This window comes from Ottowia sp. VDI28 (genome assembly GCF_049532675.1).
Lineage (GTDB): Bacteria > Pseudomonadota > Gammaproteobacteria > Burkholderiales > Burkholderiaceae_C > Ottowia.
In genome coordinates this window covers 3,191,150-3,209,936 of the sequence record NZ_CP149820.1, presented here as the reverse complement: position 1 = coordinate 3,209,936, position 18,787 = coordinate 3,191,150, and the positions used below count along the sequence as shown (strand labels likewise).

The following is an 18,787-nucleotide window of genomic DNA, read 5'->3' as shown; positions in this document are numbered from 1 at the left end:
TGTTGGATCTTCTGAAAATAGGGAGATTCGCGAGAACCGTGACGGCGTTTTTCTTCTTGAGCCGCCGCCACGCCCGCGCAGGCAGGAACGGCGGAAGCCTGAATTTTTACATTAGAAATCCAGAAGCACCGCGCCCCAGGTAAAGCCTCCGCCCACCCCCTCGAGCAGCAGCGTCTGTCCCTTGGTGATCTGTCCGGAGCGCACCCCATGGTCCAGTGCCAGCGGGATGGAGGCCGCGGACGTGTTGCCATGCTCGTGCACGGTCACGATCACCTTCTCCAGCGGCAGGTGCAGCTTCTTGGCCGTGCCCTGCATGATCCGGATATTAGCCTGATGCGGGATCAGCCAATCGATATCGGCCTCCGTCTTGCCCGCCTTCTCAAGCACCGCGCGCGCGGCTTTGTCGAGCACGCCCACAGCCAGCTTGAAGACGGCCTGCCCGTCCATGGTGAGCAAAGGACTGCCCGTGACTTTGCCGCCGGCCACATGGCCAGGCACGCACAGGATGCCCACGTGCTTGCCGTCGGCATGCAGGTCGGTAGCCAGGATACCCGGCGTGGGACTGGCCTCGAGCACCACGGCCCCGGCGCCGTCGCCAAACAGTACGCAGGTCGTGCGATCGTCGAAATCCAGAAGACGGGAAAACACTTCGGCCCCGATGACCAGGGCGCGATTGGCCGTCCCGTTGGCGATCATGGCGTCCGCCACTGCCAGCGCATAGACAAAGCCGCTGCACACGGCCTGGACATCAAACACCGGGCAACCAGCAATACCGAGCTTGTGCTGCACGATCGCCGCCGTGGCAGGGAAAACCATGTCAGGCGTGGAGGTTGCGACGATGATGAGATCGATATCGGCCGGCTGCACGCCTGCTGCCTGCATGGCCGCCTGGGCCGCCGGCACGGCCAGGTCGCTGCACATCACATCGGGCGCCACGAAATGGCGCGCCTTGATGCCGGTACGCTCGATGATCCATTGATCCGAACTTTCAACGCCGCGCTGAGCCAGTTCAGCCACCAGCTCTTCGTTGCTGACGCGGCGCGGCGGCAGGTAGCTGCCGGTGCCAGTAATGCGGGAATAGCGACTGGTCATTTCTGCTTGTAATTCTCAAATGAAGCGGAACCGCTTCTTTTACCGGGCCGCCCCATCACCAAAGCGAGAGGCATGAGGCCCTGTTTGTCCTTTAGGCCGCCTCGGGCACCTGGGTGTTCGCGGCGGGCGCCCCCAGCAAAGGCGCCGCATGAACGATACGTGTTTGCACGCGGCCCAGCAGCTGGTGGCTGGCGGCATCATACGCGCGCGTCAGGGCCTGTTCGAAAGCCACGGCATCCGCCGACCCGTGACTCTTGAAAACCAGGCCACGCAAGCCCAGCAGCGCCGCGCCGTTGTAGCGGCGGTGATCCATGCGGCTTTGCAACGCTTTTAGCACCGGATAGGCAAAGATGGCGGCAATTTTGGTGAAAATGTTGCGCGAAAACTCTTCCTTGAGAAATCCGACGATCATTCCCGCAAGCCCTTCGCTGGTCTTGAGCGCCACGTTGCCTACAAAGCCATCGCACACCACGATATCGACGGCACCTTTGAAAATATCGTTGCCTTCGACATTCCCAACGAAATTCAGATCCCCGGATTTACTGGCTGATCGCAGCAGATCACCAGCCTTTTTGATCTCGTCGCTGCCTTTGATCACTTCTTCGCCGATATTCAGAAGACCCACCGTGGGATGGGCATCGTTTTTCAGCACCGAAACCAGCGCTGACCCCATGACGGCGAACTGGAGCAAATGCTCGGCAGTGCAGTCCACATTAGCCCCCAAGTCGAGCACGGTGGTAGCACCGCCTTTCGCATTCGGCATCTGGGTGGCAATGGCGGGCCGCTCGATGCCATCGAGGGTTTTGAGAAGGTAGCGCGCGATAGCCATCAACGCACCTGTGTTGCCTGCCGACACCGCGACCTGGGCAGCGCCGTCCTTGACCTGCTGGATCGCCACACGCATGGACGAATCTTTTTTCTTGCGCAGTGCCACTTCAACGCCGTCGTCCATGTTGACGACCTCACTGGCAGGAACCACGCGGGCGCGCGGATGGCTGAACGCCGCAAGCGCCTCTGGCTGGCCAACGAGCAGCAATTCGGCGTCTGGATGCTTTTCGAGAAACTGTTGGCAGGCCGGTAGCGTGACCTTGGGGCCGTGGTCACCACCCATGCAATCAACTGCCAGAACGATCATGCAATCCCCATGAAGCCCGATATTCAAAATGCGCCGGGTCTTTTGAAATGATAAACGCCGTCTGTTAACCGTGCTTCATGCTTTCTTGCAAGACACATCAATGCGATGTGCTGACCGCCAGCTGAAACCTTCCGCCAGAAACGGCACGGGCCCGAAGCTACGTATTTGCGTAGCCGCGGGCCCGGCAAGTATATGCACTGAAATCAAGCCGGCAAAGCAGCATGACTTCTAGTGGCGACTCTCAGGCTTCAGACTAGAAGACCTTCGAGCAGAAGTTGGGATCAGGCCTCAGCCTTGGATTTGATGACCTGGCGGCCACGGTAGAAGCCGTTGGGGCTGATATGGTGGCGCAGGTGGATTTCGCCCGTGGTAGGCTCCACTGCAGTGCCCGGTGCGGACAGAGCGTTGTGCGAACGGTGCATGCCGCGCTTGGAAGGCGATTTTTTGTTTTGCTGAACGGCCATGGTGGCTCCTTAGAAGTCAGATACGGGCTCTGACACCTTGACCACACAGTGGATCAAACAGCCAGGACCGGGTTGAAATAGCGATTGAAGGCGCTGAGCACAAACCACTCATATAGGAAGCCCATACAAGCGCTGATGCAGCGCACAGCCCATGATTATAGTCTGATTTTGCCAATGACATCAGGCAGTTATGGCTGATTTGTGAAATCAGCTCTGTTTCTTGCCTGTCTTGAGCGATGCCAGCGCGGCAAACGGGTTGGGTTTGTCCTCCATTGCGGCGTCGAAATCGGCGTCCTGGGCGGATAAGGGAGGGGCCTCGGGGCATTCGTCATGGCGGGGCACCAAGGGTAGCGCCATCAGCAACTCATCTTCGATCAGCGCCCGCAGATTGAATTCAGAAGAAAGTACCAATACATCATCTTCCGAGATATCGTCCAGCGCTGCGGCAGCTTCTTCGTCGGCCACAAAAACGAAATAGCGATCTATCTCCACCGGCTCCATGGTTTCACCCATACACAGCTGACAGGTCAGAGGAAGATCCGCCCGTGCATGCAGATGAAGCGCCGGGCGCATGGCACCATCGGCGGCGCGAAGGCGTTCGCCCTCGGCTTGCCAATCGATGGAAAGATCTGCCGGTGAGGCCCGCAACTCTTTCTCCAATCGCCCGTATTTTTGAAGCGAATCGTGGCCGGACAGCTGCGCTTTCGCTTGTGAAAATTCAGCGACATCGAGCCGCTCTGGAGTAAAGGTTCTGCTCATTGTCTCAGTGTAAGAGAATCAATACCCATGGCTTTGATCACCCCACCCCAAACTACAGAACCCACCCGGCCGATCATCCTGGGCTCCACCTCGCGCTACCGGCGGGAGTTGCTGGCGCGCCTGGGCCTGCCTTTCGAAGTCGCCGCGCCGGACGTGGATGAGACTCCCCGTGCCGGAGAAGTCCCTCGCGACCTCGCCGAACGCCTGGCACTGGCGAAAGCGTGCGATGTGGCCGCGCGCTATCCGAATGCCATCGTGATCGGCTCCGATCAGGTGGCTGACCTGCATGGCGTACCGCTGGGCAAGCCCGGAACGCATGAGCGCGCCGTGGAACAGCTGCAGCGCATGAGCGGCCAGACCGTGATCTTCCAGACCGCCCTGGCGGTGGTGTGCATGGAAACGGGGTTCGAATGCGCCGATGTGGCCACCGTGGAAGTACGCTTTCGCGCGCTTCATGATGATGAAATAGAGCGTTATCTGCGTGCGGAGCAGCCCTATGACTGCGCCGGCAGCGCCAAGAGCGAAGGGCTGGGCATTGCGCTGCTGGATGCGATTGTCAGCGACGACCCCACAGCGCTGGTCGGCCTGCCGCTGATCCGCACGGCCAATCTTCTCCGTGCTGCCGGACAGGCCGTACCATGAGCGCATCAACTCCCGTGCCCGCATCGAAAGGCAAGCTGTATCTGGTACCCGTACCGCTCGATCACGGCTGCGAGCAACAAACGCCGGCAGACGATGTATTACCCCTGGGCACGCTCAAACGGGCGGCCAGCCTCCTCCATTGGATCAGTGAGAACGCCAAATCCACCCGGGCTTTCCTGAAACGGGTGGACGCACTCGTACCGCTGGCACAGCCGATTCAATCTCTTCAGATCGCGGAGCTGCCGCGTGAGGTCCACAAGAAAGGCGATCATGCAGGGGCCGGAAAGGCTCAGTTCGATGCACGGCCGCTGCTTGCACCCGCGCTGGAAGGACAGGACGTCGGCCTTGCCAGTGAAGCGGGCATGCCTGGGGTGGCCGACCCTGGCAGTTCCATCGTGCGGGCAGCGCATGAGCTTGGGATCGAGGTCGTGCCATTGGTGGGGCCTGTATCGATTCTGCTGGCATTGGCCGCCAGCGGCCTGAACGGCCAGAATTTCGCTTTCGTGGGCTATCTGCCGCAGGATCCGGCTGCGCGCGCCCAGCGGATTCGTGAGCTGGATGCGCTGTCGCGCAAAACCGGGCAAACACAGCTGTTCATTGAAACGCCTTACCGCAACCGCGCCCTGTTTCAAGCTCTGCTGGAAACGCTGCGAGAAGACACCCGACTGACCCTGGCCTGCGGTCTGACGCTGCCAAGCGCCGCGATCCGCATGATGGCCGTGAGCCAGTGGAAACGAAACGGGACCTCAGGGTGGAGTGCGGATGAGGCAATGAAGCTGCCCTGCGTTTTTGGAGTTGGCGCCTGATCGCAGGGGCCAGCAGGGTTCTTATTTGAACGTATAGTTCAACTGGAACATCACCGCGGCTGTGCCCAGCAGATCGACCTGAGCGGACCACTCAGGTGAAAACTTCCAACCCACTGCAGGAATGGCCGTGACACCCCAGCCATTTTTCGAGTTGAAGGGGATTTTCTTGTGGTACGGCTCTTTGTAGCCGTGAATCACACCGGCGCTCACCTTGAGGAACAGGTTCGGCAGGGACGAGATGGGCTCGAAGCGCCAACCGTAGTACAGGTACTGGGTCGGCTGGCCGAACGAGTTGCTGAACCACACGAAGCCCGCAAAATTCCGGTCGCTGAGCCGCTTTTCAGCCCCCACCAGCCAGACATAGGAGTGCTTGATGTCGTCTGGCTCGAAGTCGTTCTCTTTCTCCGCCCTATTGAAGTGATAGGTATAAGGAGACGCGCTGAACGTCCAGCCGGATAAGGCCGACGCGCCGCCGCCTTCGCTTTGCGCTTGGGCGACGGCTGGCGCGGCCGCAGCAATGATCGCCAGCGGCAGGGCCGCTTTCCATGAACCTAGGCGCATGCCTGATACCTTTCGAGAGTTTTTTGATTTTTGGTGGTGTAGCAGGTGAAGACCACACCGGTATGACTACGTTCAACGCAAGCTCGGCAGCGATGCCCGCAACGCCGAAACCGCTCCCTGCCCTGCTGCCGCTCCGAAGCGCTTGGCAAGGCGTTCGGCGATATTTTCCTTGTTGGAGTAATCGATCAACTTCTCGACTTTCACGACGTCCCGCGCCACGGAGTCAAGACTACCCAGGTCATCGGCCAAGCCCATCTCGACCGCCTGCTCCCCTGTCCAGAACAAGCCGCTGAAAGTCTCCGGCGTTTCCTTCAGGCGATCACCACGCCCTTTCTTGACGACGGCGATGAACTGCTGGTGGATCCGGTCCAGCATGAGTTGCGCGTACTTTTTCTGCTCTTCGGATTGAGGGCTGAAGGGATCGAGAAAACCTTTGTTCTCACCTGCTGTTAGCAACCGGCGCTCCACGCCGAGCTTGTCCATGGTGCCGACGAAACCGAAACCATCCATCAATACGCCGATGCTGCCGACGACGCTGGCCTTGTCCACGTAGATGCGGTCAGCAGCTGCGGCGATGTAGTAGGCAGCCGAGGCGCAGGTCTCCTCCACCACGGCATAGATCGGCTTGTTGTGGAGCTTGCGCAGGCGCCTGATCTCGTCGTTGATCAAACCGGCCTGCACAGGACTACCGCCGGGCGAATTGATCAGGAGCACCAGGGCTTTCGAACCCGGGTCTTCCAGCGCGCTGCGCATGGCAGGCAGCACATACTCAGCGCTGGCGTCTCCCTTGCTCGCGATCTCGCCCTCAATGCTGACCAGGGCCGTATGAGGGCCGCTCGGTGTGTTGGTGGTCAGGCGGTCGGAGGCCAGCACCCAGATCAGCCCCGCGAACAGCAGCATCCAGACCAGGCTCTTGAACATGCGCCAGCGGCGGACAGCCCGGCGCTCGCGCGTGTCGGCGAGCAGGAGTTTCTCGATAGCCTCGCGCTCCCAGGAGGATTGGGATTGGCCGGATTTCACCGTTACTTCGTTTTCCATTTCAGAACTCAAGCGGTTTGAGCAGGTAGGAAGTATGCCAGTGGACCACGCCGTCTCTCTCCGACAATTCGATTTTCACCAACCCGCCTCGGCAGGGGCCGCCAGCGCATTCACCGGTGTCCGGCGAATAGGCAGCGCCATGTGTGGAACACAGCAGCCATTGCCCGGAATCGTCGAAGAACTTCCCCTCCTGATAGTCCATTTCCATGGCCACATGCGTGCAACGATTCAGATAGGCGTGCACCTGCCCTTCGAAGCGGATGGCGAAGGCGCGGCAGGTCTGGCCGCCATGAACGACATCAAAAGGCACGGCCAGACCGCCTTCCTGCAGATCGGCGCTGTTGCAGAGGGGGATGGCGCCGGGGGTTTCAGGCATTTTCAGCCAGCCATTGGCGCAGTTCAGCCACAGAATGGGCAATGAGCCGCGGGCCAAGCGCATGGAAATCACTTGTTTCGTGGGCGCCATAGCTCACGCCTACGCTGACACAGCCGGCATTCAACGCCATCTGCAGGTCGTGCGTGGTGTCGCCAATCATCAAGGTGCGCTCGGGCTCGGTGCCGAACTCGCGCATCAGCTCATGCAGCATGCGCGGATCGGGCTTGCCAGCGGTTTCGTCAGCGGTGCGGGAACCGTCGAACACGCCCTCCAGCTGGCGCGAACGCAGAACGTCGTCCAGGCCTCTTCGGCTCTTGCCGGTCGCCACCGTCAACCAGTGGTGCCGGGCTTTGAGCTCGGCCAGCATCGGCAGCACCCCTTCGAACAGAGTGATGTCGTTCTGGTGCGCAAGGTAGTAGTGCCGGTAGCGGGCACCCAGCTCGGGGTATTTTTCCGGGGGCACATCGGGCGCTGCATGCGCGAGCGCTGGCGCAAGCGCCATGCCGATCACGTAGGCAGCGGCCTCATCGCTAGGCCGGGCGCCTCCCACATCCACCGCAGCCTGCTGGATGCAGCGGGTAATGATGGCTGTGGAATCAAAAAGTGTTCCATCCCAATCGAAGGCAATGAGGTCAAACTGGCGAGGACGGCTTGTCATAAGAAGCGATGAAATTTTGAAGCTCCGGCGGCAAGGAGGCGAGCAACTCAACACGCTCGCCGTTCGCCGGATGTGTGAACTGTAAACGCCAGGCGTGCAGAAACATTCGCTTGAGGCCTTGTTTTTGCAGCGCCTTGTTGCGCTCGAAATCGCCATACTTGTCGTCGCCGGCGATGGGATGGCCGGCTGACTGCAAATGCACCCGGATCTGATGGGTGCGGCCTGTCTTGATGGTCACTTCGAGCAGCGTGAAGCCCGCCAGCCGTTCGCGCACTTTTACCAGGGTAATAGCGCGCATGCCGTCAGGATCGTCCTTGGAGACCACCCTGACGCGGCGTTCGCCGTCACCCTGCCCGCCGTCGACCAGGTATTTATGGAGCGGCGCATCGATCACCTTGCGGTTGGCCGGCCAGTCGCCCAGTACCAGCGCCAGGTAGGTCTTGCCTGTTTCGCGTTCGCGGAATTGCTCCTGCAGGTGTTTCAAGGCGCTGCGCTTCTTGGCGATCAGCAGAATGCCGCTGGTTTCGCGGTCGAGCCGATGCACCAATTCCAGGAAACGCGCCCCGCCGGCCTGGCCATATTTCCGGGCGCTGCGCAGCTGCTCGATGACGCCGGAACTTACGCCCGAGCCGCCATGCACCGCCACGCCAGCAGGTTTGTCTATGGCGATCAGGTGCTCGTCTTCCAGCAAAGAGGAAACTCCCGCGCCGGTCCGGGCCGGTCAGGCGCGCGCTCGGCGACGCGTACCGGCGGCACCCGCACCGCATCACCCTCTTGCACCCGCGTATCTGCGGTGGCCCGCCCCTTGTTCACCCGCACCTCGCCGGAGCGGATGATGCGGTAGACATGAGTCTTGGGTACCCCCTTGAGGTGCCGGATCAGGAAGTTGTCCAGCCGCTGGCCGGCACTTTCGGCGTCCACCGTCAGCCAGCCGACTTCGGGTTTTCCCCGGGGCACGGTTGCCATGTCTTTGACACTTATAATTCGATTCACTGGCAACCGGCTGTAAGTGGTTGAATTTGAAATGGAAGTAGATTCCTGGAAACGAATTCCCAAGCGGGGAGTTTAAAGCCCCCCAGCCCAAGCCAGTACAGGTCGATGCCGACCCTGCACAAGAAAGCGCCCTGCCCCGCACTGACCCCATGGTCAAACAGCCCGGCAGCCACGCCAAGAAAAGCGCAGGACGGGCCGACGCGATGAAACACTGAACACGGAATACCCAAGGCGTGCAGACTGCTCCATCTGAGTGAGTTTTCTGCACTGCCGGATCGAAGCGAGACCTACGTCGTGCCGAAAATGCCGCCACCCGCCTACCTCGAATGGTGCGGGCTATCTTTCACGCATCGCAAGGCAAGCAACATGCTTGCTGGCGTGAAGCATGGGCATTCAGCTATGCAACAGCTAGCACCACGGCTTTCTGCCACCGCTTTCTTCCACGCGCCCCCGCCCGACAATCCGCCACTACAGCGCTGAAAGACAGCTTTCACGCGGCGGCTCGGGCGCACCCGGCAATTCCCTTCGTTTCAACGCGAATGCCCTGGCATCTTTGTGTCCCGCAAGGGGCACATGAACGTGATTGACAACGAAAAGGAATGCATCATGAAGCGGATGCTGATCAACGCCACCCAGGCTGAAGAGCGCCGGTTGGCCATCGTCGACGGGCAGAAGCTGCTCGACTACGAAATCGAAATTGAAGGGCGCGAGCAGCGCAAGGGCAATATCTACAAGGCCGTGGTAACACGGGTGGAGCCCTCCCTGGAGGCCTGCTTTGTCGACTACGGCGAAGAACGCCACGGCTTCCTGCCGTTCAAGGAAATCTCCCGCCAATACTTTGCCGAAGGTGTTTCGGTCAGCCAGGCGCGCATCAACGACGTCATCAAGGAAGGCCAGGAGCTGCTGGTCCAGGTGGAAAAGGAAGAGCGCGGCAACAAAGGCGCCGCGCTGACCACCTTCGTCAGCCTTGCCGGCCGCTACGTGGTGCTGATGCCCAACAACCCCCGCGGCGGTGGCGTGAGCCGCCGCATCGAGGGCGACGACCGCGCCGAGCTGAAAGAGGCGATGGACCAGCTCGAATACCCCAAGGGCATGAGCATCATCGCCCGTACTGCCGGTATCGGGCGCAGTGCGCCTGAGCTGCAATGGGACTTGAACTACCTGCTGAAACTGTGGGACGCCATTGACGGTGCCTCCAAGGCCGGCAAGGGCGCCTTCCTGATTTACCAGGAAAGCAACCTGGTCATCCGCGCCATTCGTGATTACTTCAACAGCGATATCGGCGACATCCTGATCGACACCGACGACGTGTACGAGCAGGCCCACCAGTTCATGAGCCACGTGATGCCCGAGCACGCGGCCCGCGTGAAGCGCTACCGCGACAATGCCCCGCTGTTCTCGCGCTTCCAGATCGAACACCAGATCGAATCGGCCTACAGCCGCACGGTGCAATTGCCTTCCGGCGGTGCCATCGTGATCGACCACGCGGAAGCGCTGGTCGCCATTGATGTCAACTCGGCGCGCGCCATCAAAGGCGGCGACATCGAGGAAACCGCTACCCGCACCAATCTGGAAGCCGCCGACGAAGTGGCACGCCAGATGCGCCTGCGCGATCTGGGCGGCCTGATCGTGATCGACTTCATCGACATGGAAGAGGCCAAGAACCGCCGTGAGGTAGAGAACCGCCTGCGCGATGCGCTGAGGCAGGACCGTGCCCGCGTCCAGTTCGGCAGCATCAGCAAGTTCGGCCTGCTCGAAATGAGCCGCCAGCGCCTGAAACCCGCCCTCTCCGAAGGGGCCTCCATCCCCTGCCCTCGCTGCGGCGGCTCCGGCCACGTGCGCGATACGGAAAGCAGCGCGCTGCAGATCCTGCGCATCATTCAAGAAGAATCGATGAAGGACAACACCGCTGCCGTGAACGTGCAGGTACCGGTGGAAGTGGCCAGTTTCCTGCTGAACGAGAAGCGCCCCGAGATCGCCAAGATCGAGCTCAAGCAGCGTGTGAACGTGACTCTGGTGCCGAACAAGACACTGGAAACACCCCACTACAAGCTCGAGCGCCTGAAGCACGACGACCCTCGCCTGGACGACGTGGATGCCAGCTACAAGATGGCGGAAGAATTCGAGGACCCAACCACGGTCACTCGCCGCAGCCAGGAGCCGACGAACCGCCAGACGCCTGTCATCAAAGGTGTCCTGCCGGATGCGCCGGCACCGCAGCCGGTGCACAAGCCCGAACCCGTGGCTGCCGCCACGCCTGCTCCGGCAGCCCTCACACCCGCGCCGGCCCCGGCTGGCCTGCTGGGTTGGCTGAAAAACCTGTTCGGCGTGGCACCACCGCCCGCACCTGTCGCGGCGACCGCACCGGCTCCGCAAGCGGCCGAAGAAAAGCGCGAGGCCCGTGGAGGCCGGGATGGTGACCGCCGAGGCAACCGGGGCGGCCGTGGCCGCAGCGAAGGGCGCTCCGGCAATGGTGAAAACCGTTCCGGCAACGGCGAAGGCCGACGCAATGAGAGCCGAGGCGAAGCCCGTGGTGAAAACCAGGGAGAAAACCGCGGACGCCGCAGTGGCGAGCGCAACGAACGCGGAGAGCGTGGGGAACGCGGAGAACGGCAAGGCCAGCGTGAAAAGCGCGACCTGATGCCTTCCGCCGACACCGGCACGAATGTCAGCACGGCTGCTGAAGCCGGCGCCTCGCAGGACAATGCAGCGCAGCAACCACGCGGCGAGCGCGGTGAAGGCCGTCGCGGCCGTGGCGGCGAGCGTGGCGAAGGCGGCCGCCGCGAACGCGGCGATCGTGCTGCCGAGCCCCGTGCCGAGCAGGCAGCCGATGCCGCAGAAGCCAGGGCCGTAGCCGTTGACGCTACGGAAGCGCAAGACAACGCCAATGGAGCGCCAAGCGAGGAGCGCCGTGAGCGCCGCTCGCGCGACCGCTATGGCCGCGATCGCAAGGAACGTGGCGAACGTCACAACGCCGAGCGCGCTGACCGCGCAGAGCCCGGCAACGAAGCCGAGGCAGTCCCGGCGGGTGAGCAGCCCGAAACGGCGGCAGCCTACCCGGCCGGACGTTCGTATTTCGACCGTGCGAATGCGGGCTCTGCCGCAGACACGCCGGCTCCGGCAGAAGTGGCAGCCCCCGCCGCTGAGCCAGCACCGGCCATCTCAGTAGTAGCACCCGCCGCAGTCGCGTCAGCACCCGTTGCCATTGAGCCTGTAAGGGCTCCGGCTCCGGCTCCTGCACCTGCGCCGGCTCCGGTGGTGGCTCCGGCATCGAGTGGTCTGCCCAAGGTGCAGCCGTTCTCCCTCCCGCTGCCTGAGCTGGCACAGCTGGCCAGCGCCGCAGGGTTGCAATGGGTGAATTCGGATACCGACAAAGTGGCTGCCGTGCAAGCTGCCATCGCGGCCGAACCACGCCCCATCCACGTGCCGCGCGAGCGCCCGCCGCTGATCCAGATCGACGAAGGTCCGCTGGTGCTGGTAGAAACGCGCAAGGACTTGCGTGAGATGAAACTGCCCTTCGAGCAGCAGACGCACTGAGGTCTTGCTGCAAAGCAGTGACTGAAAAAGCAAAAAGCCGGGCCATGCGCCCGGCTTTTTGTTTTTTACTTTTCGCTTTTTTGATTTTCGCCGGAGGCCTACGGCTCCTCTACAACGCCTCGTCCGCCAGCCATCGGTTTCCTGTCACGTAGACAAAATCTTCGCAATTCTCAATCTGGCATACCTTGCTTCCGATCACAACCAAGCGCAGTAACCCCTGGCTTTCCGGCTCCTTCGAGCGGTCGATGACGCGCACGGCGAGTATGCGGCTCTGTGCATCCCACTGGGCTACCTGCGCTCCCTTGGCCAGGGCATTGGCACCGCCGTAACCCGCACGGCGTGCGGGGCGGATCATGGCCTCCGTAGGTGTTTCGACGCGCACAGGCCGCACGGCGACAAGCAGCACCTGGTCGCCAAAGCGGAAGGGGTTCTGCTCCAGCTGATTGAGATCCACGTAGCGTTTCGCACCGACCTCGTTCGCAAAATCCTTCAGGCGCTGCATATTGGCGTCCAGCGCCTGGCGCCGCTCAGTATCCCTTTGCGCATTGGCCACGGCCTGAGCGGCCTTGTTGCTGTATTGCCGGGGCTCATAGGACGAACCGTCCAGCATCCCGGACGAGGCCACATCAGGGGCGGGCAGATTGCCATAGCCGTCTGGAGCAATGTCTCCTCCCTGATGGATGCCTACTTGTACATTGCGCCCCTTGAGCGCCGCGAGGCTGGCCGCATCGCACGCTTTGCGCCAATGCTGATGTGCAGCGCTCAGCCACTGCCTGGCAAGGCGATCGTCGCTAAGATCCGCTCCGTTCAAGAGGAGCCGCAGGCTCAAGGGGCGGCACACCGAGGCCGGCAGTTTGCCGTCGACGCGGCTTTCTACCCAGAGCGCCGCTTTGCCGCTCCCCTCGCCTTTCACCATTCCCATATCGAGCAGCGCGCGCGTATTGTCCACACGCGTGGCTCTCTTGGCTTCGGGCTCGGCCAGGAAAACACCTTGTGAGAAACGCCCCTGCCAGACCACGGGGGCTGCATCGGGCGCGTGGGTCAGATTCCACTGCGCCCGCCCCTGTCCTTCGGCCACGCCATTGGGACACTTGCCGGAGTATGAGAAGCGGTAGTCGCTGCTGCGCAATATGCCTGACGCAAGCACTGCGCAATCGCCAGTACTCACGCCCGAAGCCGCGGCCTGGACAGTGGCTGGCATAGCCGCCAGCAGCAGGCTGCCCATCAGGGCCGCAGAGATCCGATGAATCTGTTGAAGATGGCTCATATCCTCCGTTTATAAAGCAGTCAAAAGATATGCCTTCTTGATTGTTTTTTCAATTGGTTGTATCGTACAACTTTAATGATGAAATGCTGGAAGCAATCCAGAGATGAACACAGATCCTTCTTTGGTTGAAGACCTCCGCTCGGCTTCACGGGCCATGGTGAGAGAGTTTGGATTCATGGGCGGGGATTTCGCCGGAACCGAGCTTTCCCCCTCCGCCGTCCATGCATTGATCGAGATTGAGCACGGCGGCGTCACGGCACGTGATCTAGGCACCCGCCTTCGCCTGGAAAAATCCAGCGTCAGCAGAATGCTGCGCAAGCTGGTGGGCTCCGGCGATGTCGAGGAGCAAGCCAGCACCCATGACGGCCGGCTCAAGATGCTTTCCCTGACCACAGGCGGCAGAAAGCGGGTGGCGGAAATCCATGCTTTCGCCCGCGTCCAGGTCACCGAAGCGCTGAGCCGCTTGAAGCCAGGGCAGGCTCGTCGTGTCCTGGAGGGGTTGCGGCTTTACACCCGCGCCCTCGGCGCCGACCTGGCCGGTACGGCCTCTTCGGCCGTTCAGGTGGTTCAGGGATATCAACCCGGCCTCATTGCCCGCATCACCGAAATGCATGCGCTCTACTACGCGCGGGAATGGGGCCTGGGCCAGCGCTTCGAATCAGTGGTGGCGAGCAGTCTGGCTGACTTCTGCAACCGCCTTGAAAACACTCGCAGCCGTATCTGGACAGCCCAACAAGACGGCGAAATCGTCGGTTCGGTAGCCCTTGATGGCGAGGATATGGGCCCTGGAAAGGCACACCTGCGCTGGTTCATCCTCAATGACAGCGTGCGTGGCGGGGGCGCCGGCAAGAAACTGCTGGCCGAGGCCCTCGCCTTTGCGGACCAGAACGGTTTCGCCGAGACGCACCTCTGGACCTTCTCGGGGCTGCATGCGGCCCGCCATCTCTACGAGGCGAATGGCTTCGCGCTGGCGGAAGAATGGCCGGGCACGCAATGGGGCAAGGAAGTCCTGGAGCAGCGCTTCATGCGGCCTCGCCCTGCGCACGCGTTGCAACACGCCTCCTGACGCAGAGATCACCCCCCCGTCACGCGCATGCCCTCTGTTCTGGTGTAAGCTGACGAAGGCGTCTGAATGTTTTCCAGGCGCGGCTATTTGCCACCGCTATTTGCCAGCGAATAAGCAGGTGAATGTGCTGCCGGCCGCCAATGCTCCGGGCCGATAGGAACCTGCCTTCTGCGCCCATAGTCATAGGCTAAAAATAGATTAGGCAAAATGAATCAGAAATTCAATAGCCTGAACCTATAATTCATTCATCGCGAATTTTTTCTGTCACCTTTCACTAACTCAAGGAGAAAACATGTCCCTGATCAATACCAAGGTTCTGCCTTTCAAAACCGAGGCTTTCCACAACGGCCAGTTCGAGGTAGTGACCGAGAAAAACTTCTCGAACGGCAAAAACTGGTCTGTCGTGATCTTCATGCCTGCGGCCTTCACGTTCAACTGCCCCACCGAGATCGAAGACGCGGCTGACAACTACGCTGAATTCCAGAAAGCCAACACCGAGGTGTACATCGTTACCACCGACACGCACTTCTCGCACAAGGTGTGGCACGAAACCAGCGATGCCGTGGGCAAGGCGAAGTTCTTCCTGGTGGGCGATCCTACGCACCAACTGACCAACAACTTCGGCGTGCACATTCCTGAAGAAGGCCTGGCTCTGCGCGGCACCTTCGTGATCGACCCGAGCGGCACGATCAAGACCATGGAAGTGCACTCCAACGAAATCGCCCGCGACGTGAAGGAAACCCTGCGCAAGCTGAAGGCTGCTCAGTACACCGCCGCTCACCCCGGTGAAGTGTGCCCCGCCAAGTGGAAGGAAGGCGAAAAAACGCTGAAGCCCTCCATCGATCTGGTCGGCAAGATCTAAGCGGAGTTAACCATCTCCCCTCGCGCCGGCTTTCGGGCTGGCGCATGACAGCCGAACGCGACAGGGCTCGCTTGCCCTGCCGTTCGGTTTTTTATTGCCGGGCCGCCCCAATATAAAAAGCATCCCTTCAGGGGAAGCCTTGGGGACACCGATATTGATTGAACACATTTACCGGCAGTATCCGATTGGGTATTGTTGGTTGACGAACAAGGAGCACCACCATGTTGGACGACGACATCAAACAACAACTGACCGCCTACCTCGAGCGCGTGAAGGAACCGTTCGAGGTGGTGGCCTCCCTGAACGACGGCGAAAAATCAGCTGAAATGCGCGAATTGCTGGAAGAGATCGTGGCGGCACGCCCCGACATGATCAGCCTGCGCACGGACGGCAACGATGCCCGCAAGCCCTCGTTCACCTTGCAGCGCAAAGGCACCAGCACCAAGCTGCGCTTTGCTGCCATTCCCATGGGCCACGAGTTCACTTCGCTGATCCTGGCCCTGCTGTGGACCGGCGGCCACCCGCCGAAAGTCGAGGCGGACACGCTAGAACAGATCAAGGCCCTGGATGCCGATCTTTCCTTTGAAATCTACATGAGCCTGTCTTGCCACAACTGCCCTGACGTGGTGCAGGCGCTCTCGCTCATGGCCATCTACAACCCGCGCATCGATGTGACGATCATTGACGGCGGCCTGTACCAGAACGAGATCGAAGCGCGCGAGATCATGGGCGTTCCGACCGTCTTCCTGAACGGCGAATTCTTTGCCAACGGCCGTATGAGCGTGGAAGAGATCGTGCAAAAAGTGGACACCGGCGCCGCTAAGCGCGATGCCGAGAAACTGAGCGCGAAAGCCCCGTTCGAAGTGCTGATCATCGGCGGCGGTCCTGCCGGCGCCGCAGCGGCCATCTATGCCTCGCGCAAAGGCATTCGCACCGGCGTGGTGAGCGAGCGCTTTGGCGGCCAGGTCAACGACACGATGGAAATCGCCAACTACCCTGGAATTCCCGAGACGAATGGCCCGGCCTATGCCGCCGCGTTGGAACAGCACGTGCGCAACTATGAAGTGGACATCATGAACACGCAGCGCGTGGCGGGACTGACCCCTGCCGCGGAAACGGGCGGCTTGATCACGGTGACGCTGGACAATGGCGGCACGCTGAAGAGCCGCACCGTGATCCTGGCTACCGGCGCGCGCTGGCGCAACGTGAACGTGCCAGGCGAGCAGGAGTACAAGACCAAGGGCGTGGCCTATTGCCCGCACTGCGACGGCCCCCTGTTCAAAGGCAAGGACGTGGCGGTCATCGGCGGAGGAAACTCCGGCGTGGAAGCTGCCATTGATCTGGCTGGCCTGGTCAAGCACGTCACGGTGGTCGAGTTCATGCCCGAGATGAAGGCAGACGCCGTGTTGGTCAAAAAGCTCAAGAGCCTGCCCAACGTGACGATCCACACCAATGCGCAGACCACGGAAATCACCGGCTCTGACGGCAAGGTCAACGGCTTGAAGTTCAAGCACCGCGCCGACGGTACGGATGCCAGCGTGAATCTGGAGGGCGTATTCGTGCAGATCGGTCTGGTGCCCAACACCGAATGGCTGGGCACCACGGTGGAGCGCAGCAAGTTCGGCGAGATCGTGGTCGATGCCCGTGGCGCGACCAACGTGCCTGGCGTGTTCGCTGCCGGCGATTGCACCACGGTGCCTTACAAGCAGATCGTCGTGGCGGCCGGCGCTGGTTCCACCGCCGCATTGAGCGCTTTTGACTACCTGATCCGCACACCTGCGCCCTCTGAAAGCGCCCAGACTGAAAGCCAGGAAGCCGCGGTCGCCTGACTTCGGTTCAGCCCTTGTCCCAGCCCGCTCGAGTAGCGGGCTTTTTTCTTGGGCGCGGGATGGCTACCTGGGTTGCGCCAGTCCGCCCCCTCACTCAAGCGCCCCAAGCGCCCCTTCACGGGAAAGGCCATAGGCGGCAATGAAGAGCTCGTAAATCGTCCCCGTGGCCGGATCCCGTGCGCTCTCAATGCCTATGTTGTCCAAAGTACCTTCGAGAACCTGCGCTTGCCTCAAAGGCTTTGCGTCGATCTGCTGCGCCACGATATAGCTTCCGTCTGGAGCGCGAAAAACCACATCGCCCTTCGGCGTTACCGCCTCGATCACATTCTGCATAGCGTCCACCCAAGTCAATCAAGCCAGGGCACCCGCGGCCCTTGGCATCGCGTTCAACTGTACGCAGCCCAGCGCATACGCAGTAGATGGCCCAGGCTTGTCGGAGTCATAAGCCAGACTTACGAATAGGTTTGGCAATATATTCATATCCATGCCGAACCTGCGCGCCATCGAAACCTTTGTCAAAGCCCTGGAAGGCGGTTCGATCGCCTCCGCCGCGCGCCAGTTGGGGATCTCACCCGCCGCTGCCAGCCAGAACATTTCTCGTCTTGAGCGCGAACTGGGGACACGGCTGATCACCCGCACGACGCGCTCCATGGCGCTCACCGAAGCCGGTGAGCGCTATCTATCCCGAGTGGCGCCTGTGCTCGATGAACTGGAAAAAGCCCAATCCGATGCGTCCCAGGTTCATGGGGAACTGCATGGGCGCCTGCGCGTCGCATGCATGGCGGCCTTTGGCCGCCATATTCTTGCACCGCTGTTGCCGGCTTTCGCCCACCGCCACCCGCAAGTGAACCTGGAATTGCTTGTCACGGACCGCCACGTGCACGTGCTCAAGGAAGACGTAGACATCAGCATCTGCTACCGCGACGTGCTGGAGCCCGGCATGTCGGTGCGGCCACTGGCGGCAGTACCGCGCATACTATGCGCGTCGCCTGAATATCTGAGGCGACATGGCTATCCCCAAGTAGCCGAGGATCTGCTGCAGCACGCTTGCCTTCTGTATCGGCGCGAGCGGGATGGCCGCTTCATGCGTTGGCCATTCACTCGCGACGGCCAACGTGTGGATCCACCGCTGAGAATCGCAGCCATCGGTACCGACATAGATACGGTGACAGAGTTCGCCGTGTCTGGTGGCGGCATCACGTGGGTCGGCACTTTCGTCGCGCGCCACCACATACAGGAAGGTCGGCTGGTGCCGCTGATACTCAAGCCTCCACGAAAAAGGCATAAAGGCCAACTGGCGTTCGAAGACGATACGCTGGATTTTTTTGCCTGCTTCCGTGATCGGAAATATGTACCCACCAAGGTCCGGGCCTTTGTCGACTACCTGCTGGAGACGCTACCCGGGCACCCATCCTTGGAGCGGCTGCCAAATGAAGCCGAATGGGGTCGCGCCGATTTTCCACCTCTAACACCTAACACCCCATACCCATAGGCCTGGATCTATTGCTTTCACGGGCTGGAGTTACTTTTTCGAAGTAGATCTGCGCCTATTCATCTCAGCGGGCAAGGGCTTCGGGAAACGGAAGAGCCTTGGGAATGTTGCCTAAACACATCTTCCTATTGGCGCCGCCGCCAATAGGCGCACATGGTTAGCCTGCCTACGATGACTCAGCGTCAAGGAATCTGCGCGCCGCGCAAGGCC

17 protein-coding genes and 1 pseudogene are annotated in these 18,787 nt (G+C 61.1%); 7 read left to right on the top strand and 11 right to left on the bottom strand.

What is annotated here, in order from left to right; translation table 11 throughout:
* Positions 1 to 111: 111 nt before the first annotated feature.
* The 4 genes from WJU18_RS15180 to WJU18_RS15165 form a co-directional block, all read right to left on the bottom strand.
* Positions 112 to 1,092 carry a beta-ketoacyl-ACP synthase III gene (locus WJU18_RS15180; RefSeq protein WP_423460837.1) on the bottom strand — a complete coding sequence of 327 codons (981 nt, stop codon included), beginning with the start codon at positions 1,090 to 1,092 and terminating at the stop codon, positions 112 to 114.
* 91 nt (positions 1,093 to 1,183) lie between these two features.
* On the bottom strand, positions 1,184 to 2,227 hold the full coding sequence (gene plsX, locus WJU18_RS15175; RefSeq protein ID WP_423460836.1) for a phosphate acyltransferase PlsX: 1,044 nt from the start codon (positions 2,225 to 2,227) through the stop codon (positions 1,184 to 1,186).
* 281 nt (positions 2,228 to 2,508) lie between these two features.
* A complete protein-coding gene (rpmF, locus tag WJU18_RS15170; RefSeq protein WP_423460835.1) occupies positions 2,509 to 2,691 on the bottom strand; it encodes a 50S ribosomal protein L32 in 183 nt (60 codons plus the stop codon).
* Between the two features lie 207 nt (positions 2,692 to 2,898).
* Positions 2,899 to 3,450 carry a YceD family protein gene (locus tag WJU18_RS15165; RefSeq protein ID WP_423460834.1) on the bottom strand — a complete coding sequence of 184 codons (552 nt, stop codon included), beginning with the start codon at positions 3,448 to 3,450 and terminating at the stop codon, positions 2,899 to 2,901.
* Positions 3,451 to 3,477: 27 nt separating this feature from the next.
* Between WJU18_RS15165 and WJU18_RS15160 the strand changes: the two genes are divergently transcribed.
* Positions 3,478 to 4,092 (top strand): Maf family protein, encoded by a 615-nt coding sequence (locus WJU18_RS15160; protein ID WP_423460833.1) that lies wholly within the window; start codon positions 3,478 to 3,480, stop codon positions 4,090 to 4,092.
* A complete protein-coding gene (locus tag WJU18_RS15155) occupies positions 4,089 to 4,898 on the top strand; it encodes an SAM-dependent methyltransferase (protein ID WP_423460832.1) in 810 nt (269 codons plus the stop codon). The genes WJU18_RS15160 and WJU18_RS15155 overlap by 4 nt, the downstream gene beginning before the upstream one ends.
* A 21-nt stretch (positions 4,899 to 4,919) precedes the next feature.
* Here WJU18_RS15155 and WJU18_RS15150 read toward each other — a convergent pair whose 3' ends face one another.
* From WJU18_RS15150 to WJU18_RS15130, 5 genes and pseudogenes are all read right to left on the bottom strand, one after another.
* Positions 4,920 to 5,459: a hypothetical protein gene (locus WJU18_RS15150; protein WP_423460831.1), complete on the bottom strand. Its 540-nt coding sequence runs from the start codon at positions 5,457 to 5,459 to the stop codon at positions 4,920 to 4,922.
* 72 nt (positions 5,460 to 5,531) lie between these two features.
* Positions 5,532 to 6,497: a S49 family peptidase gene (locus tag WJU18_RS15145; protein ID WP_423460830.1), complete on the bottom strand. Its 966-nt coding sequence runs from the start codon at positions 6,495 to 6,497 to the stop codon at positions 5,532 to 5,534.
* 1 nt (position 6,498) lies between these two features.
* On the bottom strand, positions 6,499 to 6,873 hold the full coding sequence (locus tag WJU18_RS15140; protein ID WP_423460829.1) for a Rieske (2Fe-2S) protein: 375 nt from the start codon (positions 6,871 to 6,873) through the stop codon (positions 6,499 to 6,501).
* On the bottom strand, positions 6,866 to 7,531 hold the full coding sequence (locus WJU18_RS15135; protein ID WP_423460828.1) for an HAD family hydrolase: 666 nt from the start codon (positions 7,529 to 7,531) through the stop codon (positions 6,866 to 6,868). The genes WJU18_RS15140 and WJU18_RS15135 overlap by 8 nt, the downstream gene beginning before the upstream one ends.
* Positions 7,506 to 8,497 (bottom strand): annotated as a pseudogene (locus WJU18_RS15130) (RluA family pseudouridine synthase). The gene WJU18_RS15135 and the pseudogene WJU18_RS15130 overlap by 26 nt, the downstream one beginning before the upstream one ends.
* Before the next feature lie 633 nt (positions 8,498 to 9,130).
* On the opposite strand from WJU18_RS15130, the gene WJU18_RS15125 reads away from it, so the two are divergent.
* A complete protein-coding gene (locus WJU18_RS15125) occupies positions 9,131 to 12,061 on the top strand; it encodes an Rne/Rng family ribonuclease (protein ID WP_423460827.1) in 2,931 nt (976 codons plus the stop codon).
* A 109-nt stretch (positions 12,062 to 12,170) separates the two neighbouring features.
* Here WJU18_RS15125 and WJU18_RS15120 read toward each other — a convergent pair whose 3' ends face one another.
* Positions 12,171 to 13,328, bottom strand: coding sequence for a hypothetical protein (locus tag WJU18_RS15120; RefSeq protein ID WP_423460826.1), 1,158 nt, complete (start codon positions 13,326 to 13,328; stop codon positions 12,171 to 12,173).
* Between the two features lie 103 nt (positions 13,329 to 13,431).
* Between WJU18_RS15120 and WJU18_RS15115 the strand changes: the two genes are divergently transcribed.
* The 3 genes from WJU18_RS15115 (at position 13,432) to ahpF (ending at position 17,085) form a co-directional block, all read left to right on the top strand.
* Complete coding sequence (locus WJU18_RS15115) at positions 13,432 to 14,394, top strand: bifunctional helix-turn-helix transcriptional regulator/GNAT family N-acetyltransferase (protein ID WP_423460825.1); 963 nt, start codon at positions 13,432 to 13,434, stop codon at positions 14,392 to 14,394.
* 292 nt (positions 14,395 to 14,686) lie between these two features.
* Positions 14,687 to 15,256: an alkyl hydroperoxide reductase subunit C gene (ahpC, locus tag WJU18_RS15110; protein WP_423460824.1), complete on the top strand. Its 570-nt coding sequence runs from the start codon at positions 14,687 to 14,689 to the stop codon at positions 15,254 to 15,256.
* 221 nt (positions 15,257 to 15,477) lie between these two features.
* On the top strand, positions 15,478 to 17,085 hold the full coding sequence (ahpF, locus tag WJU18_RS15105) for an alkyl hydroperoxide reductase subunit F (protein WP_423460823.1): 1,608 nt from the start codon (positions 15,478 to 15,480) through the stop codon (positions 17,083 to 17,085).
* A gap of 90 nt (positions 17,086 to 17,175) precedes the next feature.
* Here ahpF and WJU18_RS15100 read toward each other — a convergent pair whose 3' ends face one another.
* Positions 17,176 to 17,427 (bottom strand): hypothetical protein, encoded by a 252-nt coding sequence (locus WJU18_RS15100; RefSeq protein WP_423460822.1) that lies wholly within the window; start codon positions 17,425 to 17,427, stop codon positions 17,176 to 17,178.
* A 142-nt stretch (positions 17,428 to 17,569) separates the two neighbouring features.
* Between WJU18_RS15100 and WJU18_RS15095 the strand changes: the two genes are divergently transcribed.
* Complete coding sequence (locus WJU18_RS15095) at positions 17,570 to 18,577, top strand: LysR family transcriptional regulator (protein ID WP_423460821.1); 1,008 nt, start codon at positions 17,570 to 17,572, stop codon at positions 18,575 to 18,577.
* Positions 18,578 to 18,787 lie beyond the last annotated feature (210 nt).